Source organism: Luteimonas terricola (assembly GCF_004352845.1).
GTDB classification, from domain to species: domain Bacteria; phylum Pseudomonadota; class Gammaproteobacteria; order Xanthomonadales; family Xanthomonadaceae; genus Luteimonas; species Luteimonas terricola.
This window is the reverse complement of sequence record NZ_SJRX01000007.1, coordinates 47,209-70,434: the sequence shown is the minus strand read 5'-3', so window position 1 is coordinate 70,434 and position 23,226 is coordinate 47,209. Positions and strand designations below refer to the sequence as shown.

The following is a 23,226-nucleotide window of genomic DNA, read 5'->3' as shown; positions in this document are numbered from 1 at the left end:
CGCGGAGGCCGGCGCTCCCACTTCCCCCGATCGCAGCCAGAGCCAGACCATGCCCATCACCCCCCAGGAAGCCCTGCAGCGCACCATCGAACACCGCGAGATCTTCGAGGACGAGATGTTCGACCTCATGCGCCAGATGATGCGCGGGGAGGTCTCGCCGCTGATGACGGCTGCGATCATCAGCGGGCTGCGGGTGAAGAAGGAGACCGTCGGCGAGATCACCGGCGCGGCGCGTGCGATGCGGGAGCTTGCGCGCAGGGTCGAGGTCGCCGACCGGACGCATCTGGTCGACATCGTCGGGACCGGCGGCGACGGCGCCAACACCTTCAACATCTCCACCGCGTCGAGCTTCGTGATTGCCGCCGCCGGCGGGCGCGTGGCCAAGCACGGCGGGCGCAGCGTGTCGTCCACGTCGGGCAGCGCCGATGCCTACGAGGCCCTGGGCGCGCAGATCGAACTGCCGCCCGAAGCCGTGGCGGAATCCATCGCGCGCACCGGCATCGGCTTCATGTATGCGCCCGCCTACCACCCGGCGATGAAGATCGTTGCCCCGGTGCGCCGCGAGATGGGCGTGCGCACGCTGTTCAACATCCTCGGGCCGCTGACCAATCCGGCCGGGGCGCCGTCGATCCTGATGGGCGTGTTCCACCCGGACCTGGTGGGCATCCAGGTGCGCGTGCTGCAGGAGCTGGGCGCCGAGCGCGCGCTGGTGGTCTGGGGCCGCGACGGGATGGACGAGATCTCGCTGGGCGCAGGCACCCTGGTCGGCGAACTGCGCGACGGGAAGGTGCGCGAGTACGAGATCCATCCGGAGGACTTCGGCATCCCGATGGCGGCCAGCCGCAACCTGCGGGTCGAAGGCGCTGCGGAATCGAAGGCGATGGTGCTGGAGGCGATCACCGACGCCGACGGCCTGCCGGGGCGGATCGTTGCGCTCAATGCCGGCGCGGCGCTGTACGTGGCGGGCGTGTCCGACTCGATCGCCAGCGGTGTCGAGCTTGCGCGCGCAACCATCGTTTCGGGCGCGGCGCGCGCGAAGCTGGGCGCGTTCGTCGCAGCCACGCGTGCGCTCGCCGCGGACGGGGGCGTGGCATGAGCGCGGCGGGCACGCCGGACGTGCTCGCGCGCATCCTCGCCCGCAAGGTCGAAGAGGTCGCAGAGCGCAGCGCGCGCATGCCGCGTGCGGAGCTTGCCGCGCGCCTGGCCGATGCGCCGCCACCGCGCGGCTTTGCAGCCGCGATCGAAGCCAAGATCGCCGCCGGCCACGCCGCGGTCATCGCCGAGGTCAAGAAGGCCAGCCCGTCGAAGGGCGTGATCCGCGCGGATTTCGATCCCGCCGCGATCGCGCGCAGCTACGAGGCCGGCGGTGCGGCCTGCCTGTCGGTGCTGACCGACGTCGATTTCTTCCAGGGCGCCGACGCCTATCTGCAGCAGGCGCGCGCGGCCTGCTCGCTGCCGGTGCTGCGCAAGGAGTTCATCGTCGACGCATACCAGGTCGACGAGGCGCGCGTGCTCGGCGCCGACTGCGTGCTGCTGATCCTGGCCGGCCTGGACGACGCACGCCTGCACGACCTGTCGGCGCAGGCGCTGGCGCTGGGCATGGACGTGCTGGCGGAGGTGCACGACGCCGGCGAGTTCGAGCGCGCGCTGCGCCTGCCCGCGGTCGACGGCCGCGCGCCGCTGCTGGGCGTGAACAACCGCGACCTGCGGACCTTCGAGGTGGCGCTGGACACGACACTCGGGCTTGTCCCACGCGCGCCCGCAGGGCGCCGGCTGGTCACCGAGAGCGGGGTGATGACCGTGGACGACGTGGCCTTGCTGCGTGGCGCCGGCGTGGATGCGTTCCTGGTCGGAGAGGCGTTCATGCGCGCCGATGAGCCCGGCCGGGCACTGCGCGGATTGTTCGCGCCATGACGGGACGGCAGGTAGGGGCCATGGCCGCTCCCGGAGGGAGTGGCGGCGGGGTGGTCGCGGCGGGCGGACGTTTCGGGACCGCGACTGCGGCGGCGGGGATGCGGGGATACGCGCCACCGCGCGACGACGCGCCGCTGGTCGTCTTCGATTTCGACCACACGCTCTACGACGGCGATTCCGGCAGTCATCTTTTCGCCTGGCTGATCAAGCGCGCCTGGTGGCGTCGGCTGCTGGCGCTGCTGCTCGCGCCGGTGTTCGGTCCGATGGTGGCCTTCCTGCCGACCCGGCGCGTGGGCATTTCCGGCTTCGTCTGGGCCGGCACCGTGGGCCTGCACCGCGTGCGTGACCTCGATGCGCTGACCGATGCCTACGTTGCCGATCACGTCGACGAGATCCGCGCGCGCCTGCTGCCGGTGGCGCTGGACGTCTTCCACGCCCATCGCGCGCGCGGCGACCGCGTGGTGGTCGCCACCGGCGCGCCGCCCGAACTGGCGCGTGCCATCCTCGCCTTCGTCGCCCATGAGGACGTGCCTGTGGTCGGCACCATCGCCGGGCCGCGCTTCGGCGCCGTGGTCGCCACGCGCCACTGCCACAACGAAGAGAAGATGCGCATGCTGCGCGAGCTCGGCTGGGGCGACATCGACGCCGCCTATTCCGACTCCAGCGCCGATCTGCCGCTGCTGCGCGCCGCGCGCTCGCCGGTGGTGGTGAACCCCAAGCCGGGTTCGGTCGCGCTGTTCCGCCGTGAACTGCCCGCGGGCACGCCGATCCTCAACTGGGGATGCCCGGGTCGCGGCGGCGAACCGGCCGTTGCCGGCGATGCCGGCGGCCCGCTGCCCGGCGACCGCGCCTAGCCTGCCAGCGCCCGGTAGATCTGGACGCTGGAGATCGCCATCACCAGGGCGCCGACCGCGACCAGCACCGCGCGCTCGCGGACGTAGCGGACCATCAGGGCGGCCAGCGGGGCTGCGATCACGCCGCCCACCAGCAGGCCCAGGATCACCTGCCAGTGCTCGAGCCCGATGGTCAGCAGGAAGGTGGTCGAGATCGCCAGCGTGACCACGAACTCCGACGCGCTCACCGATCCGATGGTGGTGCGCGCCTCGCCGCCCTTGGCGAGCAGGGTGGAGGTGGCCATCGGCCCCCAGCCGCCGCCACCGATCGCATCCAGCAGGCCGGACACGAAGCCGAGCAGGCCGACCCGCTTCACTTGGCCGCGCGGCACCCGACGCCCGGCCGCGCGCAGCAGGATCAGCAGCGCGAGCACGAACAGGTAGCCGTGGATCCACGGTTTGACGGCATCGCCGTCGAGCCGGCTGAGGATGGTCGCGCCGATGACGCCGCCCACCACGCCAGGCAGCGCCAGGCGCAGCATCAGCCGGCGGTCGACGTTGCCGAGCATGCCGTGGGCGGCGCCCGAGACGCCCGTGGTGAATACTTCCGCGGTGTGTACGCTCGCGCTGACCGCGGCCGGCGGCATGCCCATGGCCAGCAGGATCGAGGACGACACCAGGCCATAGGCCATGCCCAGTGCGCCGTCGATGAGCTGTGCGCACAGCCCGATGATCACGAATACGAGGAAATGGCTTCCGAGCAGATCCATGCGGCGCCTTCCCGGCGCCGTGGGGGCACCGTCCGGACGCGCAGATTAACGTTGCCGGTGGCTGTGCGGGTTGTCCGGGGTCAAGCGTCGCCCAGGCGCTTGATGAAGCGCAGGGTGCCGTCGCCGAAGCCGCAGGCCCTGTAGAAGGCGTGGGCCTCGGTGCGCTGCGAGCCGCTGCTCAGTTCGACCCGGGCGGCGCCGGCGGCGCGGGCGCGGCGTTCGGCCTCGCGCAGCAACTGGCGGCCCAGCCCGCGACCCTGTGCGCCGGGCGAGACCACCAGAGCGGTGATCCTGCAGGTGGTGGTGTCCAGCGGCAGGTAGTACATGAAGTCCAGCGCGATGAGCCCAGTGACCATGCCGCCGCAGCGCGCCACCACCAGGGCCTGGCGGTCGTTGGCGGTGATCGAGGCGATGCGGCGCGCGGCGTCGGCGGTGTCGCAGGGATAGCCCAGCGCACTGAGCAGCACCGCGACGTCGTCGGCGTCGATCGCCGAGGCGCTGCGCAGGTCCGCGTCCGGCAGCAGGCCCCTGGGTTCGAACGCCGCCATCGCCCTTTAGCGGGTGCCGAAGAGGACGATGGTCTTGCCGCGGGCGTGCAGCTTGCCGTCGATCTGGAGCTTCTTCAGCACGCGTCCGGCCATTTCGCGCGAGCAGCCGACCAGTCGTGCCAGCTCCTGGCGCGAGACCCGCAACTGGGTGCCGTCGGGATGGGTCATGGCCTCGGGCTCGCGGGTCAGGTCGTGCAGGGTGCGGGTGATGCGGTCGGTGACGTCGAGGAAGGCCAGGCGCCCCGCCTTGCGGCTGGTGTCGAGCAGGCGCCGCGAGAGCTGGCAGCCGATCGAATACATGATCTGGGTGGCGTCCCCGGACAGCGAGCCGTCGAACAGCTGGTAGAGGCGTTCGTAGCTGATTTCCGCAAGCTCGGTCTGCACGCGCGTGCGCAGCACCACTTCGCGCACGTCGGATTCGATGAAGAGCCCCATCTCGCCGACGAATTCGCCGGGGCCGAAGTAGCCCAGGATCAGTTCGCGGCCGTCGTCTTCCTCGGTGATGATGCTGACCGAGCCGCTGACCACGTAATACATGGTCCCGGCCTGGTCGCCGGGGCGGAAGACCTCGGTGCGGGGCGGGTAGCGGCGCCGGTGGCAATGCGCCAGGAAGCGCTCGATCGTGGCCGGCGAAGGCATGAGGGGATGTTGGGGGCGTCTGTATGTGCTGATGATGGCCACAGGGCTGATTGTCATGAGGAAGTTAAACGGGGGATGAAGCAAGAGTAGGCCGTCAGGCCGCATCCGGCAAACCATTGATCCTCCGTGGGCGCACTCAAGGCGGGCTTCGCTCGCGGCGCCGGTCCCTTTGTCGCATAATCGCGCACTTTCCGCCCGAACCGGGATCGCATGACGTGGTCAAGCCGCTGCCTCGCCTGAAGCTGCAGGGATTCAACAACCTCACCAAGGCCCTGAGCTTCAACATCTATGACGTGTGCTACGCCGTCTCCAAGGACGAGCGCCAGCGCTACATCGAGTACATCGACGAGGAATACAACGCCGACCGGCTGACGCAGATCCTGACGGACGTCGCCGAGATCATCGGCGCCAACATCCTCAACATCGCGCGCCAGGACTACGATCCGCAGGGCGCCTCGGTGACGATCCTGATCTCCGAGCAGCCCGTGATCGACAAGGCGGATGCGAAGGGCGTGATCTCCGACGCCGTGGTCGCGCACCTGGACAAGAGCCACATCACCGTCCACACCTACCCGGAAACGCACCCGCAGGCGGGCATCGCGACCTTCCGCGCCGACATCGATGTGGCCACCTGCGGCGTGATCTCGCCGCTGAAGGCGCTGAACTACCTGATCGAGAGCTTCGAGTCGGACATCGTCATCGCCGACTACCGCGTGCGCGGCTTCACCCGCGACATCAAGGGCAAGAAGCACTACATCGACCACAAGATCAATTCGATCCAGGACTTCCTGACCAAGAACATCAAGGCCCGCTACGAGATGTTCGACGTCAACGTCTACCAGGAGAATATCTTCCACACCAAGATGCACCTGAAGGACTTCGACCTCGACCAGTACCTCTTCGAAGAGAAGGCGCGGAACCTGTCGTTCAAGGAGCGCATGAAGATCGAGGCGCTGCTCAAGCGCGAGATCGAGGAGCTGTTCCACGGGCGCAACCTGGTGGAGTGAGTCCGCCGCCGCGGGTCACGCGGCGTTGAGCGGGGTGGTGGGAGAGTGCCCACCACGAATGAAACAGCGGGACGGCCCGCGCGCGGACCAGGTCCGCGGACGAAGACCGACGGCGGTCCGGAGCGAAGGCTCCGGGCCGTTTCTTTTTTCAGGAAGGAGGACCCCCGATGGCATGGATCTATCTGCTTGTGGCCGGACTGTTCGAGGTCGTCTGGGCCATTGGCCTGAAATACACCGACGGCTGGACCCGGCTCTGGCCCAGCGTGGGCACCGCGGCGGCGATGGTGGTGAGCTTCTGGTTCCTCTCGCAGGCCCTGAAGGCGATCCCGATCGGCACCGGCTACGCGATCTGGACCGGGATCGGCGCGGTCGGCGTGGCGACGGTGGGCATCGTGCTGTTCGCCGAGAGCGCCTCGCCGGCGCGGCTGGCGTGCATCGCCATGATCGTGTGCGGCGTGGTCGGGCTGAAGTTCGTGTCGGGCTGAGGCGGGGTGGCCCCATCTGCCTGCGGGTCAGACCCGGTAAGCCACCGTCTTCATCACCTTCGAAGCCAGGGCCATCAGCGTCGGAATCGGCTGCGGCAGCACGCGCGCACCGGCCGCCTCGGCGTTGTCGGCGTGGCGGGCCTCGTCGGCCTTCATGGTCTCGAGGATGGCGCGGCTGCGCAGGTCGGCCTCGGGCAGGGTCTGCAGGTGTTCCGCCAGGTGGGCTTCGACCTGGCGCTCGGTCTCGACCACGAAGCCCAGGTTCCAGCCGTCGCCGCGCAGCCCCGCCAGCAGCCCGATGGCATAGCTGCCGCCGTACCACAGCGGATTGAAGATGCTCGGCCGGCTGTCCAGCTCGCGCAGGCGGTCGTCGCACCAGGCCAGGTGGTCGGTCTCCTCCTGCGCCGCCTCCAGAAGATGTGCCCGGGTGGCCGGGTCGCGCGCGACCGTGGCCTGGCCGACGTACAGCGCCTGGGCACAGACCTCACCGACGTGGTTGACCCGCATCAGCCCCGCGGCATGGCGCCGCTCGGCGTCATCCAGTTCGACCTCGGGCTCACCCGCCCCGGGGTTGGGCCGCTCCGCCCGCGGCCGGCCGGCCACGGTTTCGAGGGCGTTCTGGGCATCCGCCAGCAGGCGGTCGAGGGGAGAGAGGGTGCGGGTGGCCATTCGCGCATTGTGGGCCGCGGGAGGCGGGGCGTACAGGTACTCCGCGGACTGACCACGGTGGTGGTCTTTATGTCCGCTGCGCACCTGTACGCCCCGCCCGCGCATCCGTCCCGCGGCGTGGGGAAGAGCAGCGACCCGCACCGCCGGTGGGGGGGGGATGTCCGGGGCCGCGCGGCGTCCCGTCGCCCTCCAACCCCGCGACGGCGGTTGGAGCCAGGGCTTGTCGGGTCCGCAGCCGGCATAAAGACCACCACCGTGGTCAGCCGGCGGAGGACCCGACAAGCCCTGGCCCCCGCTTTGCCTGACCTGGCCCGAGCAAGTTGCAGCGCCACGCCGCCCCCGGTACAATTCCGCCTCTTGCGTTCCCCGAACGTGAAAACGCGAGGCGAAGTTCCGCAGGCGTCGGCCCGCGCAACCAGCCCGACCAGTCACCCCTGAGAGTTTCCTGATGAAGACCTTTACCGCCAAGAACGAGACCGTCCAGCGCGACTGGTTCGTGGTCGATGCCACCGGCAAGACCCTCGGCCGCCTGAGCACCGAGATCGCGCGTCGCCTCCGCGGCAAGCACAAGCCCGTCTACACCCCGCACGTCGACACCGGCGACTACATCATCGTGGTCAACGCCGAGAAGATCCACGTCACCGGCAACAAGCTCGCCGACAAGATGTACTACCGCTTCACCGGGTACATCGGCAACCTGAAGTCCGAGACCCTGGGGCAGGCGCTTGAGCGCCACCCCGAGCGCGTCATCGAGCATTCGGTCAAGGGCATGCTCCCGAAGAACACCCTGGGCCGCGCGATGTACCGCAAGCTCAAGGTCTACAAGGGTTCCGAGCACCCGCACGCCGCCCAGCAGCCGCAAGTCCTGGATATCTGAACATGGCAATCACCCAGAATTACGGCACCGGCCGTCGCAAGTCCTCCGTCGCCCGCGTGTTCCTGCGTCGCGGTACCGGCACCATCACCGTCAACGACCGTCCGCTCGACGAGTTCTTCGGCCGCGAGACCGCGCGCATGATCGTGCGCCAGCCGCTCGAGCTGACCAAGAACACCGAGAGCTTCGACATCATGGTCACGACCACCGGCGGCGGCACCACCGGCCAGGCCGGCGCCATCCGCCTGGGCATCGCCCGCGCGCTGGTGGATTACGACGAGACCCTGAAGTCCGAGCTGCGCAAGGCGGGCTTCATGACCCGCGACGCCCGCGAGGTCGAGCGCAAGAAGGTCGGTCTCCACAAGGCCCGTCGCGCGACCCAGTTCTCGAAGCGCTGATCGCGGTATTCAGGGTCGCTTTTTGCGATCCTGCGCTACAATCGCTGCATAGCCCCGTCGCCAAGCGGTAAGGCACCTGACTCTGACTCAGGCATTCGGAGGTTCGAATCCTTCCGGGGCTGCCACATCGCCAGAAAGCCCGAAGCCCGCCGTGTGCGGGCTTCGTCCTTTCCGGGTCCGGGCGCCTGGCGGCGGCCGCCGGTCCTGCGTCGCCGCGGCCGCCGAGGGGCATCGCCATGGCCATCGTTTTCCCACCGCCGTACACGCCCGAAGGCGCCGAGCGGACAGCGCTTCGCGACGAAGGCTACGCGGCGCTGTCGCCCGCCGCGGTGGCGGCAGCCACCGGGCTGGCGCCGGCGGACATCGTCGGCCTGGGCATCGGCTGGGACGATCTGCCCCCCGACGAATACCTGCGTGACGGCGGCCGCTACCGCCACCGCCGGCATTCCTGCTTCGTGGTCGATGGCGCCCAGAGCCGCCTGGCGCCGCACCGGGCCCACTGGCAGTCGCAGGACTACAACGCCCTGCACGGCGGCATGGAGCGCATGTACCAGCCGCTGTCACAGGCGCTGACGTCACAGCCCGCGTGGTCGCGGCTGCTCGCCGCGCTCGGGGCCCTGTGCAGCGACGTGCGCGACGCCGGCCCCTGGCATGTCGAAGCGCACCAGTTCCGCATCGACACCAGCGACGGCATCGGTCGCCCGACGCCCGAGGGCGCGCACCGCGATGGCGTCGACTTCGTCGCCGTGTTCCTGGTCGCCCGCGAAGGCATCAAGGGCGGCGAAACCCGCGTCTTCGACGCCGCCGGCCCCGACGGCCACCGCTTCACGCTCGAAGACCCCTGGTCGGTGCTGCTCCTCGACGACACCCGCGTCATCCACGAATCCACCCCGATCCAGCCCCTCGAACCCGACGGCCACGGCCACCGCGACACTTTGGTGCTGACGTACCGTTCGGGTGCGTTCCAGGGGGAGGGTTAAGAGCTTTCTTGCCACGGATCTGCGCGGAAACACGCGGATAGGGCGAGAAGCTTCTTCAGCCACGGATCCGCGTAATCCGCGTAAATCCGTGGCCAAAAAAATGCTCTCCCCACACGCCAGCCACAGCCCCGCTACAATCCCGGGATTGCGACTTTTGCGGAGCGGTGATGAAGCTGGGTTCTTTGAAAGAGGGCGGGCGCGACGGCACCCTGGTGGTGGTCTCGCGCGATCTTTCGAGCGCGGTGCGCGCCACCGGGATCGCGGCGACGCTGCAGCAGGCGCTCGAGGACTGGTCGAACATCGCCCCGCGCCTGGTCGCGCTGTCCGATGCGCTCAACGACGGCGGCGCCGACGGTGCCTTCGAACTGGAGCCGGCGCAGCTCGCCGCGCCGCTGCCGCGGGCATATGAATTCCTCGACGGCAGCGCCTACCTGCCGCACGTCGAGCGCGTACGCCGCGCCCGCGGCGCCGAGGTGCCCGAAAGCTTCTACACCGACCCGCTGATGTACCAGGCCACCAGCGCCGGCTTCCTCGGCCCGCGCGATCCCGTGCGCGTGACCAGCGAGGACCACGGCATCGACCTCGAGGCCGAGATCGTCGTCATCACCGACGACGTGCCGATGGCGGTCACGCCCGAGCAGGCCGCCGGCCACATCCAGCTCATCGGCCTGGTCAATGACGTGTCGCTGCGCAACCTGATTCCCGGCGAACTCGCCAAGGGCTTCGGCTTCCTGCAGTCCAAGCCGCGCTCGGCGCTGTCGCCGGTGTTCGTGACCCCGGACGAGCTGGGCGATGCCTGGCGCGGCAGCAAGCTGCACCGGCCGCTGGTGACCCACGTCAACGGCGAATGGTTCGGCGCGCCCGAGGCCGGCGTGGACATGCAGTTCGACTTCGGCCAGTTGGTCGCGCACGCGGCCAGGACGCGGCCGCTGTCGGCCGGCACTCTCGTTGGCTCGGGTACGATCGCCAACGAGGACACTTCGCTGGGCGCCTCGTGCTTCGCCGAACGGCGGACCGTGGAGGCGCTGGAGCACGGAGCACCGAAGACACCGTTCATGTCCTTCGGCGACCGCGTGCGCATCGAGATGTTCGACGCCGACGGCGCATCGATCTTCGGCGCCATCGAGCAGCTCATCGAACACCAGGCCGCGCCCTGAGCGCAGGCCCGGCCGGCGGCGGGGATCAAAGGGGAGGGGATGCATGGCGGCCGAAGAGGACGTGGCAGCGGGCAAAGGCAACGGCAACGGCGCGCTGTGCCTGCATTCGTACTGGCGGTCCAGCGCGGCCTATCGCGTGCGCATCGGGCTCAACCTCAAGGGCCTGAAGTACGACATCGCCCCGGTGCACCTGGTGCGAGGCGGCGGCGAGCAGCATGCCCCCGGCTTCGCCGAGCTCAATCCGCAGGAGCTGGTGCCGGTGCTGCAGCATGGTTACCGCAACCTGCGCCAGTCGCTGGCGATCCTGGAATACCTCGACGAGATGTGGCCGGAGCCGCCGCTGCTGCCGGCCACGGCCCGCGACCGTGCGCGCGTGCGCGCGCTGGCGCAGGTGGTGGCCTGCGAGATCCATCCGCTCAACAACCTGCGCGTGCTGCAGTACCTCGAGCACGACTGGGGCGTGCCCCAGCCCGAGCGCGAGGTGTGGGTGAAGCACTGGATCGACGGCGGCTTCCGCGCGCTGGAGTCGCTGCTGGCCGACAACCCGTCGACCGGTGAGTTCTGCGAGGGCGACCAGCCCACCATCGCCGACTGCTGCCTGGTGCCGCAGGTCTACAACGCCCGCCGCTTCGGCGTGGACATGGCCGCGTACCCGGTGATCGCGCGGATCGAACGGCGCTGCCTGGAACTGCCCGCCTTCGACGCGGCGCGTCCGGAACGGCAGCCGGATGCGCCGGCGACGACTTAGGGGCACGAAGTCGCAGCATGGCTGCGACGACGCGCGGCTCCCTCAGTGCGACTGGCCGGCTTCGAATACGTCAGCGTAGGGGTCGTGCTCGCCGTCGCCGCCCTCGGAGAGGCGGAACTTGAGGTCCAGGCCCTCGCGCGAGTCGGCGGCGCGCAGCGCGGTCTCGCGCTCGATGCGGCCTTCCTTGTAGAGGCGGAACAGGCACTGGTCGAAGGACTCGATGCCTTCCTCCAGCGACTCCTCCATCGCCTGCTTGATCTCGTGCACCTGGCCGCGGCGCAGCAGGTCGCGGATCATCGGCGTGTTGATCAGCACTTCGGTCGCCGGCATGCGGCGGCCGTCGGTGCCCACCACCAGGCGCTGGCTGACCACTGCCTTGAGGTTCAGCGCCAGGTTCATCAGCACGTTCTTGTGCGCGGCCTCGGGGAAGAAGTTGAGGATGCGCTCGATGGTCTGGTCCGCGTTGTTGGAGTGCAGCGTCGCCAGGCACAGGTGCCCGGTCTCGGCGAAGGCGATCGCGGCCTCCATCGTGGTCGCGTCCAGGATCTCGCCGATCAGGATGACGTCGGGCGCCTCGCGCATCGCGTTCTTCAGCGCGTTGTGGAAGGCGTGGGTGTCCAGGCCGACCTCGCGCTGGTTGACGATCGACTTCTTGTGCCGGTGCAGGTACTCGATCGGGTCCTCGATGGTGAGGATGTGGCCCGCGGTGGTGCTGTTGCGGTGGTCGATCATCGACGCCAGCGTGGTCGACTTGCCCGAGCCCGTGGAGCCGACGATCAGCACCAGCCCGCGCGGGGCCATGATGATCTCCTTCAGCACCTGCGGCAGCTGCAGCTCCTCGATCGACGGAATGGTGCTGCGGATGGCGCGGATCACCATGCCGACCTCGCCGCGCTGCTTGAACACGTTGACGCGGAAGCGGCCGGACTCGGCCAGCGACAGCGCCATGTTCAGCTCCAGGTCGCGCTCGAACTGCGGCACCTGGCCCTCGTCCATCAGCGAGTACGCGATCTTCTTGACCATGCCCGGGGGCAGGCCGGTGTTGCCCAGCGGATAAAGCTTGCCTTCGACCTTGATGTACACCGGCGCACCGGTGGTCAGGAACATGTCGGAGGCGTTCTTCTCCGTCATCAGCTTCAGGAAGTAGCCGATGTCCATTCGTGGGATTCCCCATGTCGCGCCGCGGACGATTGCGATCCGGGCGGATGCTGTTGACAATGGCCGGGCGTTTCCCCATTTCCGCGGCGGCCCCCTATGCGCACAAGCTTCGCACAATTTCCCGGACACCTGCATGGCATGTGTCTCGTTCTGGCGCTCGCCCTGGCCGGCTGCGCCAGCCTTCCGCCGCCGACGGCCGAGCTTTCCGCCGCGGGCCAGGCCGTGGCGCGGGCCGATGCGGCCGACGCGCAGCAGTACGCACCGCAGGATCTCGATCGCGCCCGGACGGCACTCAGCCGCGCCCAGGCCGCGATGGCCGAAGGCAAGGAGCGCGACGCCCGCGCCCTGGCCGGGCTGTCCGAGGCCTCGGCCGATCTCGCCAGCGCCCGCAGTGCCCGCGCCCAGGCCGAGGCCACCCTGGCCCAGCGCCGCGCCGAAGTGGCCTCGCTCCGCGAGCGCCTGGGCGCCGGGGGCCAGCCATGATCCGCCTGGCCGCTGCCGCGCTTGCGGCCCTGCTGCTGCTTCCCGGCTTCGCGATGGCACAGCAGTCCCGCGCCGCTTCCGACGACGGTAGCGCCGCGCTCGAGGCCCGCCTGCGCTCGCTCGATGCGGACCCCGAGCGCGCCTCCCTCGCCGCCTATGAGCGACTGCGCGCGCGCCAGGCCATCGACGCCCTGGTTGCCGCGCGTGGCGCCCAGGACAAGGCCGACGCCCGCCAGATCGCCGAGTGGCGCGTCGAAACCGTCGAAACCGTCGCCGCCACCGAGCTGGCCAGGCGTGAGATCGACCGCCTTGACCGTGAGCGCAGCGAGCTCCTGGTCGAGGCCAGCCGGCAGGATGCCGCCCGCGCCCGCGCCGAGGCCGAGCGCCTGCGCATCCAGGCCCGGATCCAGGCCGAGGAGGCCGAGCGGCTGCGCCTGGAGGCGGAGATCGAGACCGGCGCCCGCCAGCGCGCCGAGGGCGTGCTCGACGACGTCGCCAGCACCCAGGCCGCCCGCCTGCGCGCCGCCCGCGAGCGCGAGGCCGAGCTCAAGCGGCAGGAGGCCGAGCTGCTGAAATCCCTGGAAAACGACCCGCGCTGAACGCCTTGAACGGGTCCCCCGGGTGGCCCTTGCCCCCCCTGTCGGGGAGGAGTAGGGTCGGATCCAGAGGCGGATTCCACCCTCCGGCGGAACCGCCTCGCTGAAGGGACGACATCGTGACGGAATCCAGCGACTCCAACGGGAACGTCGCCGCGGGCAAGCCCCCGCGGACGCTCCCGAGGGGGGAGCGTCCGGAGCCTGAAGCGTCCCCTCCCCCCGATACGCCCCGTGCCGCAAGGCCCGGGGCGTTTTTGCATGCCCGCGCCATTGCATGCGCGGGCCCTGGCTGAAGGAGGTCTCCATGTTCGAAGGGCAACCCCAGGCGGAACTTGACGCGCTGTTCAAGGACAACCCCGAGTTCCGGCAGCTCTACCACCACCACAAGGAGCTGGACAAGAAAGTGCTCGATGCGGAACTCGGCGTGCTGCCGATCGACGACACCACCCTGTCGCGGATGAAGCGCGAGAAGCTCGCCGCCAAGGACCGGCTGTCCGTGATGTACCAGACCCTCACCCACTGATTCCTGCGTCCCCCACGTAAGAAGCCAAGACTGTCGCGGGCGGCGGCGACCTTCCTCGTCGGAGGCCGCCGCCCGCGCCGGAGCCGGGCCATTGATCCGCCCCGGCCGGCCGGCGATGCGATAATCGGCGTCCCATCGCACGACTGGTGCCGCATGCCGATCCACGACTCCGTCCTCGGGCTCATCGCCGACACGCCCATCGTCAGGGCCCGCAGCCTCGATGCCGGCCGCTGCGAGATCTACTTCAAGCTCGAGAGCCAGAATCCCGGCGGTTCGATCAAGGACCGCATCGGCATGAGCATGATCGAGGCGGCCGAGCAGCGCGGCGACATCAAGCCCGGCGACACCCTGGTCGAAGGCACCGCCGGCAACACCGGCATCGGCCTGGCGCTGGTGGCGCAGCAGAAGGGCTACAAGCTCATCCTCGTGGTCCCGGACAAGATGAGCCGGGAGAAGATCTTCAACCTCAAGGCAATGGGCGCCGAAGTCGTGCTGACCCGCTCCGACGTCGCCAAGGGGCATCCCGACTACTACCAGGACCTCGCCGAGCGCATCGCCGGCGAGACCCCGGGCGCCTATTTCGTCAACCAGTTCGGCAACCCGGACAACCCGGCCGCGCACGAGTTCGGCACCGGTCCGGAGATCCTGCGGCAGATGGCGGAGGTGGGCGGCGTCGACGCCGTGGTCTTCGGCTGCGGCAGTTCCGGCACGATGAGCGGCCTCTCGCGCTGCTTCGCCGAGCACGCGCCGGACATCGAGATGGTGCTGGCCGACCCGGTGGGCTCGATCCTGGCCGAGTACATCAACGAAGGCACGCTGTCCGAGAAGTCGGCGAGCTGGATGGTCGAGGGCATCGGCGAGGACTTCCTGCCGACGATCTCCGACTTTTCACGCGTGAAGAAGGCCTATGCCATCACCGACAAGGAGAGCTTCCTGGCCGGGCGCGAGCTGCTGGCGAAGGAGGGCATCCTCGGTGGCTCCTCCACCGGCACCCTGCTTGCCGCGGCGCTGAAATACTGCCGCGAGCAGACCGAGCCGAAGAAGGTGCTGGTGTTCGTCTGCGACACCGGCAACAAGTACCTGTCGAAGATGTACAACGACTACTGGATGCTCGACAACGGCTTCATCGAGCGCGAGCAGTACGGCGACCTGCGCGACCTGATCCTGCGCCCGTACTCGCAGAAGGACACCGTGGTGGTGGGCCCCGACGACCTGCTGGTCACCGCCTACCAGCGCATGAAGCTGTACGAGATCTCGCAGCTGCCGGTGATGGACGGCGAGCGCCTGTCCGGCATCCTGGACGAATCCGACGTGCTGCTGCATGTCTACGGCGACGAGGCCCGCTTCCGCGACCCGGTGTTCACGGCGATGGTCAGCAAACTCGAGGTCCTGGACGTGAAGTCGCCTGTGGAAGCGCTGCTGCCCGTGTTTGACGGCGGCAAGGTGGCGATCGTGATGGACGGCGATCGTTTCCTGGGGTTGATCACGCGGATCGACCTGCTGAACTGGCTGCGCAGGCGGGTCGCGTAGGCGTGGCGGCTGGGCTGGCGGGAGTCATCCTGCCAGCGATGGCAGCCGCGCTTCAGCGGCGCCAGGAGTCCAGGGTCAGCCGGATCGTTTCCTTGCCGTCTTCCTGCTGGGTGAACCGGACCGGGACGGGGGTCCCGGTCGCGACCCACACGGTCGTGGTCTTGCCGCGCTCGGTCTGGACGTAGCGGGCGGCGGTGACGGTCTTCTTCCCGACCGTCACCTGTTCGGTGCCGGCGCGGCGGAAGTTGCCCGAACGTGCGCGGCCATTCTCGATGACCCGGTATGACGGATTGGCGCGGCCCTGCTCATGGTCGCGAACCAGCGCGAGCTGCAGCAGCAGGCCGTCGATGTCGCCGCGCTGAAGCGCCACAGGACCCGCGCGGCTGGGCTTCACGTCGCCAGTCCATCGAACCTGGCGGTCGCCGGCCCAGCCGTAGCGGGTGGTGACCGCGCGCTGCTGGCCCACGTAGCTGGTGCGATCGCTGCCGCCCAGCGGGATGAAAAGGTCGCCGCGGATGGCGAACACCGTGGCCTGGCTCATCGAAGCGGCCGCGTTGCCGACGGTCATCAGGTACATCCAGTTGTCGCCCTGTTTGCGCAGCGAAGCCTGGGCGCTTGCGGGGATGCCTTTGTAGCGGGCGGAATACTCGGCCTGGAAGGGGGCAACGGGGGTGGCGTGGGCCAACGGCGTAAGCAGGATGGCCAGCAGCAGGGTGGCGGCGGTCAGGAGGGCGTGCTTCAAGCGGGACCTCGGTGGGGTCTGGTTTGGGGCTGGACCGGACAGTACTCCAGCATGGATGAATGTGACATCCTGCTCCGTTCCAGGTACGACCCCGGTGCGGGCAATGAGCTGTGAATCTCCAATACAGTGGCGGATCCGGTGATCGGGATCCGGGAAGACACCTGCCTCCCGCTCCGGATCCTGCTGGTCGCCTACGAGTTCCCGCCAAGTCCCTCGCCGCAGTCCCTGCGTTGGGCCTACCTGAGTGGACGGCTCGCCGAACTGGGCCACGAAGTCCACGTCATGGCGCCCGATATCGGCGGGTCGGGGCGGGGGCTTCCCGAGCTGGGGCCGGGCGTGCGTGTCCATCGCCTGGCGCCCGGTCCAGTGCGCGGCCTGCTCGCACGGCTGGAGCGCCGGCGGCCCTTGGGGCAGGATTCCGGGGAGGGTAGTGCTGGCAGTGCGCCTGATGCCGGCATCGATGATGCAGAAGACGCGTTCGCCCATGCCGGGCCCGTCGAGCCGCCCCGCCTGAACTGGAAGGGTCAGCTGCTGAAGCGCTTCCAGGACGGGGTGTCGTGGCTGCTCTTCCCCGACCTGCGGGGCGAGTGGGCGCGGCCGGCCCTGCGCGCGCTGCCGGGGATTGTCGACCTCGTCCGTCCCGATGTCGTGGTTACCTCGCACGAGCCCGCCACCACCCTGCAGCTGGGCCTGGCGGCGAAGGCGGGGGGCGCGTGCTGGGTGGCTGACCTGGGCGATCCGGTGCTGGCGGCCTATACGCCGCGCCGGTGGCGCAGGCGTGCGGCGGGCCTGGAGCGAAGGGTGCTCCGCGAGGCCGACCATGTGATGGTGACGACGGCCGGAACCCGGGACCTGCTGCGGCAACGCCATGGGGGCGAGGTCCCGATCACCGTGGTGTCGCAGGGCTTCGATGACCTGTCCGCGGCTCCGCCGCAGCAGGGTGCGCCTTCCGGGGGCGTAAGCCCGTTTGAACTGGTGTACTCGGGCAGCTTCTACGCCTTCCGCGACCCCCGGGCGCTGATCGAGGGCGTGCTGCAGGTGGACGGGGTGCGGCTGAACATCGCTTCCGGAAACGTGCCCGACTGGCTGCCGGCGCTGTCCGCCGGACAGCCCGGGAGGCTGCGCCTGCTGGGGCGCGTGCCGCACCGACGCCTGCTGGAGCTGCAGCGCCGGGCGGGCGTGCTGGTGAACATCGCCAATGCCGACCCTGCGCAGATCCCGGGGAAGGTGTACGAGTACTTCGGCGCGTGCCGGCCCGTCCTGCACCTGCAGGCGGAGCAGGGCGACGCCGTGAGCGGGCTGCTAGGCGAACTGCGCCGTGGCGTGGCCTGCGCCGGCGATGCGGAAGCGGTGTCCAGCACGGTGTCGAAGCTTGCAGGCCTGGCCCGCGCAGGGATGCTCGACCAGGGCTTCGACCTGGGCCTTGCGCCCGTGGCCGGATGGGGCTGGACGGCGCTCGCGGAGCGCGTGGAACGCGTCCTGCTGGAGGCCGCGGGGCGCGCTTCTAAGGTGAAAGCAGGCGCAGGTGCTGGTGCTACCATAACTGGTTCGATTCTCGGGATCCGCAGGCACAACGATGGCTAGCTCCGACAAGGCGGCACAACACGGAATGGGAACGCTGGCGATTCATGCCGGCCAGTCACCGGACCCAAGCACGGGTGCCGTGATGACGCCGATCTATGCGACCTCGACCTACGTGCAGTCCAGCCCCGGCGAGCATCAGGGCTTCGAGTATTCTCGCAGCCACAACCCGACCCGCTTCGCCTATGAGCGCTGCGTGGCGGCGCTGGAAGGCGGGACCCGTGGCTTCGCCTTCGCCTCCGGATTGGCCGCGAGCTCGACCGTCCTCGAACTGCTGGATGCCGGCAGCCACGTGATCGCCACCGACGACGTCTACGGCGGCACCTATCGCCTGTTCGAGCGAGTGCGGCGCCGCACGATGGGGCTTGACGCCTCCTGGGTGGACATGGCCGATCCGGCGGCGTTCGAAGCAGCGATCCGCCCGGAAACGAAGATGGTCTGGATCGAGACCCCGACCAACCCGCTGCTGAAGCTGGTGGACATCGCGCAGATCGCGGCGATTGCCCGCAGGCACGGCCTGCTGGTGGTGGTCGACAACACCTTCTGCTCGCCGATCATCCAGCGCCCCCTCGAGCTGGGAGCGGACATCGTCGTGCACTCGGCGACGAAGTACCTCAATGGCCACTCCGACATGGTGGGCGGCATCGCAGTGGTCGGGGACAACCCGGAGCTGGCCGAACAGCTGGCCTTCCTGCAGAACTCCATCGGCGCGGTCCAGGGGCCCTTCGACTCTTTCCTGGCCCTGCGCGGTCTGAAGACCCTGCACCTGCGAATGAAGGCGCACTGCGAGAACGCGCTGGCGCTTGCGCAGTGGCTGGAAACGCATCCGGCGATTGAAAAGGTGGTCTACCCGGGCCTGGCCTCGCATCCCCAGCATGGGCTTGCCAGCCGCCAGATGGACGGTTTCGGCGGCATGGTTTCGATCTATCTCAAGGGCGGGCCGGAAGCGGCCACACGATTCTGCGAGCGCACCCGGCTGTTCGCGCTCGCCGAGTCGCTCGGCGGCGTAGAAAGCCTAGTGAACCATCCCGCGATCATGACCCATGCCTCGGTGCCCGCGGAGATCCGTGCGCGGCTTGGGATCACGGACAACCTGGTGCGGCTGAGCGTTGGCGTGGAGGACTTCGCCGATCTGCAGGCGGACCTTGTGGATGCGTTGAGGCACTGATCCAAGATGCATCCCTACAAATCGACCCAGATCGACAGTTTGGTTCCGGATCTCTGGAAGAGCCTCAGGCATCCAGACTACTGGGCGTATTCCAGCTGGCTGGCCATCGCGACGAAGTACCGTCGCACCAGTCTGGGTATCGTCTGGGCGGTCGCACCGTTCGCCGTCTTCGTGATCGTGCTGGGGAACGTCTACTCGCATCTGATGGACAATCCGCTCACTGAGTTCCTGCCCTATCTCGGGACCGGCTACCTGCTCTGGCGTTTCATGATCCAGGTCATCACCGATGCTGTGGGAACGTTCCACACGCACAAGGCGTTCATCATGGAAGGCAGGGTCCGGCTGACGGACTTCATCCTCAGTTCGTTTGCGAAGGCGGGCTTCCACCTGTTGCTCGGGGGCCTCGTGATGCTGGCGGTATACATCTGGTCTCCGGCCATCCACTTGTCATCGCTTTGGACGTTGTTGCTGACCATGCCGCTGCTAATCGCCAATGTGGCTTGGATCGCTGTGTGCGTGGCAATGCTCGGAGCCCGCGCGCCTGATGTTCAGGAGGCGATCGGCACCGTACTGATCCTGGGCTTGCTGTTGACGCCCATCCTCTGGTCGGTGGAGAAATTTCCCGCAGACACACTGCGTGGCGGGGTTGTGCGGTTCAACCCCGCGTTCCATATGCTCGATGTCGTCCGCGCGCCGTTGCTTGGCAAGATGCCGGAAACGACGTCGATCGTGGTCGTGCTCGTGATGGCGGTGCTCGGCTGGATCGTGGCATCCCTGCTCTACCGCAGGTACGGCCGCTTTGTCGCGCTCTGGATCTGAGCCGTGACCGCCTATCTCTCTGCGACCGACGTGACTTTGAAGGTGCCCCACTTCGTCCAGGGGGAGCGTCCGGCAGGTACGTTCGCGTCCACGCTGTTCGCTGCGATCACCGCGCGCCCGCGGCGCGAGTACCGCGAGATCCTGTCCAACGTCACCTTCCATGCCCGGGAAGGGGATCGCATCGCCGTGATGGGGCGGAACGGCGCAGGAAAGACGACGCTGCTCAGGATGCTGTCGGGTGCCTTCAAACCCACAAGTGGCTACGTCGAGGTCGCAGGAAGCGTGCAGGCGCTCCTCAATCTGAGCCTCGGTTTCCACGTCGATGGCACCGTCCGGGAAAACGTCTTCGTGCGGGCGGCGGCGATGGGCGTCCCCACCCGGCAGGTCGCCCGCGACCTGGACGAGATCCTGCATTTCGCGGGCCTGGAGCATGCCGTCAACCACCGGCTTTCGACGCTGTCGTCGGGCCAGCGGATGCGGTTGGGCTTTGCGCTTTCAACCACCATCCAGCACGACATCATGCTGATGGACGAGTGGTTCGGCGCCGGTGACGCGGAGTTCGTCGACAAGGCGCGCGAACGCATGGTGGGGCGGGTGGCGGGCAGCAAGATCGTCGTGCTGGCCAGCCACAGCTTCCAGATGCTCCGCCGGATCTGCAGCGTCGGGATCGTGCTCGATGCCGGCGAAATGGTCTATTTCGGCCCCATCAACCAGGCGATCGACGAGTACAAGAAGATCTACCAGTCGACGCCGGAGTACATCGCGCGCCGCAAGTTCGAGGCGGAAAACGAAGGACTGGTGACGGAGGGCATCGTCGCGCGGGATGGGGCTGCGCCCGCGCGGCCCAGGGATGGCGATGGAACCGGTTGATGCGCGACACGGCCAGGGAAAGCGCCGGACCTTCAACATCCTGCTGATCGCGTACGAATTCCCTCCCAGCCCCTCCCCGCAGTCGCTGCGCTGGGCCTACCTCGCCGCTGGGCTTGCCGCGCATGGGCACCGGATCCATGTGCTCGCGCCCGAACACCCGGGAAGCAACGAAGGCCTGCCGGGCCTGCCGTGCGGCGTTGTCGTCCATCGTACGTTCGCCGGTCCCGGCATGGGCCTGCTCAACCTGCTGGCCCGGAAGCGACGGTCGCCACAGCGCCGCAGTGGGATGGAGGCGAGCACGGGCAAAGCTGCCTCAGTCCCGCGCCCGGATACGCCTGGCGCGGACGTGGCCGTCCCCGAGCCACTGAACTGGAAGGGGCGTGTGCACAATGCCCTGAGCGGGCTCCGGACGTGGCTGTTCCATGGCGTGCACAGGCTTATCGGCATCGGATTTTTCCCGGACGGCCGCTCGGAGTGGTATCCGTGGGCCCGGAAGGGCTTGGACCGGCTGCTGGCCGCGCAGGGCATCGACCTCGTGGTCAGCTCCCACGAGCCGGCCACCACGCTCTCGCTGGGCCTGCGTGCGAGCCGGAAGGGCTATCCCTGGATCGCGGATCTCGGAGACCCGGTGCTTGCGCCCTATACGCCAGGGCGGTGGCGCCGACGCGCCCTGCGCCTTGAACGCGAGGTATGCGCGTCCGCCGATCTTGTGTGTGTCACCACGGATGCGACTGCCCGGGTGCTGTCGGAGCGCCATGGCATGGGCCGCGACAGGCTGGTCGTGCTGACGCAGGGCTTCGAAGGGCGAAACGGACACGCCGCCGATCCCCCCGTATTCACCGGCGAGCGGACGATGGAGCTGCTGTACACCGGCAGCCTTTACGCATTCAGGAAAATCGGCCCGCTTATCGAGGCGGTCGAGCGCACACCCGGGGTACGGCTCAACATTGCCTCCGTCTCCGTTCCGGAGGACGTGCTTGCCGCCAGCCGGCGCTCAGCCTCGATCCGCCTGCTGGGCTTTCTTCCGCATGCCGAAGCGGTCGAATGGCAGGGGCGGTGTGATGTGCTCGTCAACCTGGCCAACGATAATCCGTGTCAGGTTCCAGGCAAGTTCTACGAGTATCTAGGGGCATGCCGCCCCATCCTGCACATCGGCGATGGCGATGACGCCGCGGCTGAACTGCTGCAGGGCATTCCGCGGGGATGGGTCTGCGGCCAGGATCCGGACCAACTGGCACGCACTTTGCTAGGGCTGCTGGCGGACGCGCGGACGGGCAGGTTCGCCGGGGGCCTGGACCTGTCCGCCGGGGCGGTGGGCGATTACGACTGGACGGTGATTTCAAGCCGTCTGAACGACAGAATGACAACCTTGATTGCGGAGCACGGAAAATGACGGACAGCGATACGCGCGATATCGAGCGGGGGAACCGCGAAACAACGCTTGCAGTAATCGGTCTCGGATACATCGGCCTGCCGACCGCTGCGATGTTTGCCTCCTCGGGCGTCCGCGTGCACGGCGTCGACATCAATCCGGCGACCGTCGACCTGATCAATCAGGGCAAGCCCCACATCGAGGAAGGTGACCTGGATGCGCTGGTCGCCCGGGTCGTCGGGTCGGGGGCGCTGAGTGCCCACCTCGAGCCGGTTCCGGCCGATGCCTACATCATCGCCGTGCCGACGCCGGTCTCCCATGACAGCATCCGTAAGCCGGACCTTTCCTATGTGATGGCCGCGGGCCGCGCCATCGCGCCGCACCTGCGCAAGGGCAACCTGGTCATCCTGGAGTCGACGTCGCCGGTCGGGACGACGGACGAGCTGTGCCGGGTGATGGCCGAACTGCGGCCCGATCTCATTTTCCCGGGCGAGGGTCACGAGGTCGACATCCACATCGCCTACTGCCCCGAGCGCATCATTCCGGGCAAGATGCTCAGGGAGCTGGTCGAGAACGATCGCATCATCGGTGGCATGACCCCGCGCTGCAGCGAGCTGGCGGCCGCGCTCTACGGCAGGTTCGTGAAGGGCGAGTGCCTGCAGACCGACAACCGAACTGCGGAAATGGTGAAGCTGACCGAGAACGCCTATCGCGACGTCAACATTGCGTTCGCCAACGAGCTCTCGATGATCTGCGACCACCTCGGCATCAACGCCTGGGACGTGATCACCTTCTCGAACCGCCACCCGCGGGTCTCGATCCTCAACCCCGGACCGGGCGTGGGTGGGCACTGCATCGCCGTGGATCCGTGGTTCATCGTCGCCAGCAGCCCGGAGCAGGCGAAGCTCATCCATCAGGCGCGACTGGTCAACGACAGCAAGCCCGAGCACGTCATCGCGCAGGTGGAAGAGGCGCTGGCCCGCTCGCCCGATGCCAAGGTGGCCTGTCTCGGCCTGTCGTACAAGCCCGACGTCGACGACTTCCGCGAAAGCCCGGCGCTGGAAATCGCGCTGCGCCTGACGCGCCGCCTCCCGGGACGCGTGCTCTGCGCCGATCCCTACGAGCACGCGCTCGGCAACGCGGGGCACGGCGACGTGAGCCTGGCGATGGTTCCGGCGGAGGAGGCAGTCGCGCAGGCCGACATCGTCCTGATCCTGGTCGGCCACGAGAAGTTCCGCAGCGTGTCGATCCCGGCCGGCAGGCGGGTGATTGATACCGTCGGATTCCTGCGCGCGCCACTGAGCGCGGAGCAAGTACCCCACAGGAGCCGGTAGTGAGCGAGCAGCGACCTGACAACCCACG

General features: G+C 68.6%; 26 protein-coding genes and 1 tRNA gene. 21 read left to right on the top strand and 6 right to left on the bottom strand.

Annotated features, from left to right (window positions below; translation table 11 throughout):
• The first annotated feature begins 49 nt into the window (after positions 1-49).
• From trpD to E2169_RS11355, 3 genes are all read left to right on the top strand, one after another.
• Complete coding sequence (gene trpD / locus E2169_RS11365; protein WP_132986728.1) at positions 50-1,096, top strand: anthranilate phosphoribosyltransferase; 1,047 nt, start codon at positions 50-52, stop codon at positions 1,094-1,096.
• Complete coding sequence (trpC, locus tag E2169_RS11360) at positions 1,093-1,914, top strand: indole-3-glycerol phosphate synthase TrpC (protein ID WP_132986727.1); 822 nt, start codon at positions 1,093-1,095, stop codon at positions 1,912-1,914. The genes trpD and trpC overlap by 4 nt, the downstream gene beginning before the upstream one ends.
• 98 nt (positions 1,915-2,012) lie before the next feature.
• Positions 2,013-2,768, top strand: coding sequence for a haloacid dehalogenase-like hydrolase (locus E2169_RS11355; RefSeq protein ID WP_132986726.1), 756 nt, complete (start codon positions 2,013-2,015; stop codon positions 2,766-2,768).
• On the opposite strand, the gene E2169_RS11350 is transcribed toward E2169_RS11355, so the two are convergent.
• The 3 genes from E2169_RS11350 to crp form a co-directional block, all read right to left on the bottom strand.
• Positions 2,765-3,517, bottom strand: a complete 753-nt coding sequence (locus tag E2169_RS11350; protein WP_132986725.1) for a sulfite exporter TauE/SafE family protein — start codon at positions 3,515-3,517, stop codon at positions 2,765-2,767. The genes E2169_RS11355 and E2169_RS11350 overlap by 4 nt on opposite strands.
• Before the next feature lie 80 nt (positions 3,518-3,597).
• A complete protein-coding gene (locus tag E2169_RS11345; protein ID WP_132986724.1) occupies positions 3,598-4,065 on the bottom strand; it encodes a GNAT family N-acetyltransferase in 468 nt (155 codons plus the stop codon).
• A 6-nt stretch (positions 4,066-4,071) separates the two neighbouring features.
• Complete coding sequence (crp, locus tag E2169_RS11340; protein ID WP_229659168.1) at positions 4,072-4,704, bottom strand: cAMP-activated global transcriptional regulator CRP; 633 nt, start codon at positions 4,702-4,704, stop codon at positions 4,072-4,074.
• Positions 4,705-4,919: 215 nt separating this feature from the next.
• On the opposite strand from crp, the gene speD reads away from it, so the two are divergent.
• Together speD and sugE are read left to right on the top strand one after the other, a co-directional pair.
• Positions 4,920-5,711 carry an adenosylmethionine decarboxylase gene (gene speD, locus E2169_RS11335; protein WP_132986722.1) on the top strand — a complete coding sequence of 264 codons (792 nt, stop codon included), beginning with the start codon at positions 4,920-4,922 and terminating at the stop codon, positions 5,709-5,711.
• A 167-nt stretch (positions 5,712-5,878) separates the two neighbouring features.
• A complete protein-coding gene (gene sugE, locus E2169_RS11330; protein WP_132986721.1) occupies positions 5,879-6,196 on the top strand; it encodes a quaternary ammonium compound efflux SMR transporter SugE in 318 nt (105 codons plus the stop codon).
• Between the two features lie 27 nt (positions 6,197-6,223).
• Here the strand turns inward: sugE and coq7 are convergent, their stop codons facing one another.
• The gene (gene coq7, locus E2169_RS11325) at positions 6,224-6,865 is read right to left on the bottom strand and encodes a 2-polyprenyl-3-methyl-6-methoxy-1,4-benzoquinone monooxygenase (protein WP_132986720.1); all 642 of its coding nucleotides are present in this window, start codon (positions 6,863-6,865) and stop codon (positions 6,224-6,226) included.
• Between the two features lie 448 nt (positions 6,866-7,313).
• Here coq7 and rplM point away from each other — a divergent pair, with 448 nt between their 5' ends.
• From rplM to maiA, 6 genes are all read left to right on the top strand, one after another.
• Positions 7,314-7,742, top strand: a complete 429-nt coding sequence (rplM, locus tag E2169_RS11320) for a 50S ribosomal protein L13 (RefSeq protein WP_132986719.1) — start codon at positions 7,314-7,316, stop codon at positions 7,740-7,742.
• A gap of 2 nt (positions 7,743-7,744) precedes the next feature.
• Positions 7,745-8,137, top strand: a complete 393-nt coding sequence (gene rpsI / locus E2169_RS11315) for a 30S ribosomal protein S9 (protein WP_132986718.1) — start codon at positions 7,745-7,747, stop codon at positions 8,135-8,137.
• Between the two features lie 50 nt (positions 8,138-8,187).
• Positions 8,188-8,262 (top strand) — tRNA-Gln (locus tag E2169_RS11310).
• Positions 8,263-8,373: 111 nt separating this feature from the next.
• The gene (locus E2169_RS11305) at positions 8,374-9,117 is read left to right on the top strand and encodes a 2OG-Fe dioxygenase family protein (RefSeq protein WP_132986717.1); all 744 of its coding nucleotides are present in this window, start codon (positions 8,374-8,376) and stop codon (positions 9,115-9,117) included.
• A gap of 167 nt (positions 9,118-9,284) precedes the next feature.
• Positions 9,285-10,274 carry a fumarylacetoacetate hydrolase family protein gene (locus E2169_RS11300; protein ID WP_132986716.1) on the top strand — a complete coding sequence of 330 codons (990 nt, stop codon included), beginning with the start codon at positions 9,285-9,287 and terminating at the stop codon, positions 10,272-10,274.
• 43 nt (positions 10,275-10,317) lie between these two features.
• Positions 10,318-11,022 (top strand): maleylacetoacetate isomerase, encoded by a 705-nt coding sequence (maiA, locus tag E2169_RS11295; RefSeq protein ID WP_132986715.1) that lies wholly within the window; start codon positions 10,318-10,320, stop codon positions 11,020-11,022.
• 42 nt (positions 11,023-11,064) lie between these two features.
• Here maiA and E2169_RS11290 read toward each other — a convergent pair whose 3' ends face one another.
• Positions 11,065-12,180, bottom strand: a complete 1,116-nt coding sequence (locus E2169_RS11290; protein WP_132986714.1) for a PilT/PilU family type 4a pilus ATPase — start codon at positions 12,178-12,180, stop codon at positions 11,065-11,067.
• A 138-nt stretch (positions 12,181-12,318) separates the two neighbouring features.
• Here E2169_RS11290 and E2169_RS11285 point away from each other — a divergent pair, with 138 nt between their 5' ends.
• From E2169_RS11285 to E2169_RS11270, 4 genes are all read left to right on the top strand, one after another.
• Positions 12,319-12,663, top strand: a complete 345-nt coding sequence (locus E2169_RS11285; protein WP_132986713.1) for a DUF4398 domain-containing protein — start codon at positions 12,319-12,321, stop codon at positions 12,661-12,663.
• Entirely contained in the window at positions 12,660-13,262 is a 603-nt protein-coding gene (locus E2169_RS11280; protein WP_132986712.1) for a hypothetical protein, read from the top strand. The genes E2169_RS11285 and E2169_RS11280 overlap by 4 nt, the downstream gene beginning before the upstream one ends.
• Before the next feature lie 301 nt (positions 13,263-13,563).
• A complete protein-coding gene (locus tag E2169_RS11275; protein WP_132986711.1) occupies positions 13,564-13,782 on the top strand; it encodes an HP1242/YdcH family protein in 219 nt (72 codons plus the stop codon).
• Between the two features lie 153 nt (positions 13,783-13,935).
• The gene (locus tag E2169_RS11270; RefSeq protein ID WP_132986710.1) at positions 13,936-15,312 is read left to right on the top strand and encodes a pyridoxal-phosphate dependent enzyme; all 1,377 of its coding nucleotides are present in this window, start codon (positions 13,936-13,938) and stop codon (positions 15,310-15,312) included.
• A gap of 52 nt (positions 15,313-15,364) precedes the next feature.
• Here the strand turns inward: E2169_RS11270 and E2169_RS14275 are convergent, their stop codons facing one another.
• Positions 15,365-16,054 carry a DUF3108 domain-containing protein gene (locus tag E2169_RS14275; protein WP_165942408.1) on the bottom strand — a complete coding sequence of 230 codons (690 nt, stop codon included), beginning with the start codon at positions 16,052-16,054 and terminating at the stop codon, positions 15,365-15,367.
• A gap of 138 nt (positions 16,055-16,192) precedes the next feature.
• Here E2169_RS14275 and E2169_RS11260 point away from each other — a divergent pair, with 138 nt between their 5' ends.
• Genes E2169_RS11260 through wecC form a run of 6 tightly spaced genes read left to right on the top strand, consistent with a single transcriptional unit; the run spans position 16,193 to position 23,198 of the window.
• Positions 16,193-17,638 (top strand): glycosyltransferase, encoded by a 1,446-nt coding sequence (locus tag E2169_RS11260; protein ID WP_165942407.1) that lies wholly within the window; start codon positions 16,193-16,195, stop codon positions 17,636-17,638.
• Positions 17,631-18,803 (top strand): cystathionine gamma-synthase, encoded by a 1,173-nt coding sequence (locus tag E2169_RS11255; protein ID WP_132986707.1) that lies wholly within the window; start codon positions 17,631-17,633, stop codon positions 18,801-18,803. The genes E2169_RS11260 and E2169_RS11255 overlap by 8 nt, the downstream gene beginning before the upstream one ends.
• 6 nt (positions 18,804-18,809) lie before the next feature.
• Entirely contained in the window at positions 18,810-19,622 is an 813-nt protein-coding gene (locus tag E2169_RS11250) for an ABC transporter permease (protein WP_132986706.1), read from the top strand.
• A gap of 3 nt (positions 19,623-19,625) precedes the next feature.
• Complete coding sequence (locus E2169_RS11245) at positions 19,626-20,492, top strand: ABC transporter ATP-binding protein (RefSeq protein WP_132986705.1); 867 nt, start codon at positions 19,626-19,628, stop codon at positions 20,490-20,492.
• The gene (locus tag E2169_RS11240; protein WP_165942406.1) at positions 20,479-21,885 is read left to right on the top strand and encodes a glycosyltransferase; all 1,407 of its coding nucleotides are present in this window, start codon (positions 20,479-20,481) and stop codon (positions 21,883-21,885) included. Before E2169_RS11245 ends, E2169_RS11240 begins: the two co-directional genes overlap by 14 nt.
• The gene (gene wecC, locus E2169_RS11235; protein WP_132986703.1) at positions 21,882-23,198 is read left to right on the top strand and encodes a UDP-N-acetyl-D-mannosamine dehydrogenase; all 1,317 of its coding nucleotides are present in this window, start codon (positions 21,882-21,884) and stop codon (positions 23,196-23,198) included. Before E2169_RS11240 ends, wecC begins: the two co-directional genes overlap by 4 nt.
• The last annotated feature ends 28 nt before the right edge of the window (positions 23,199-23,226 follow it).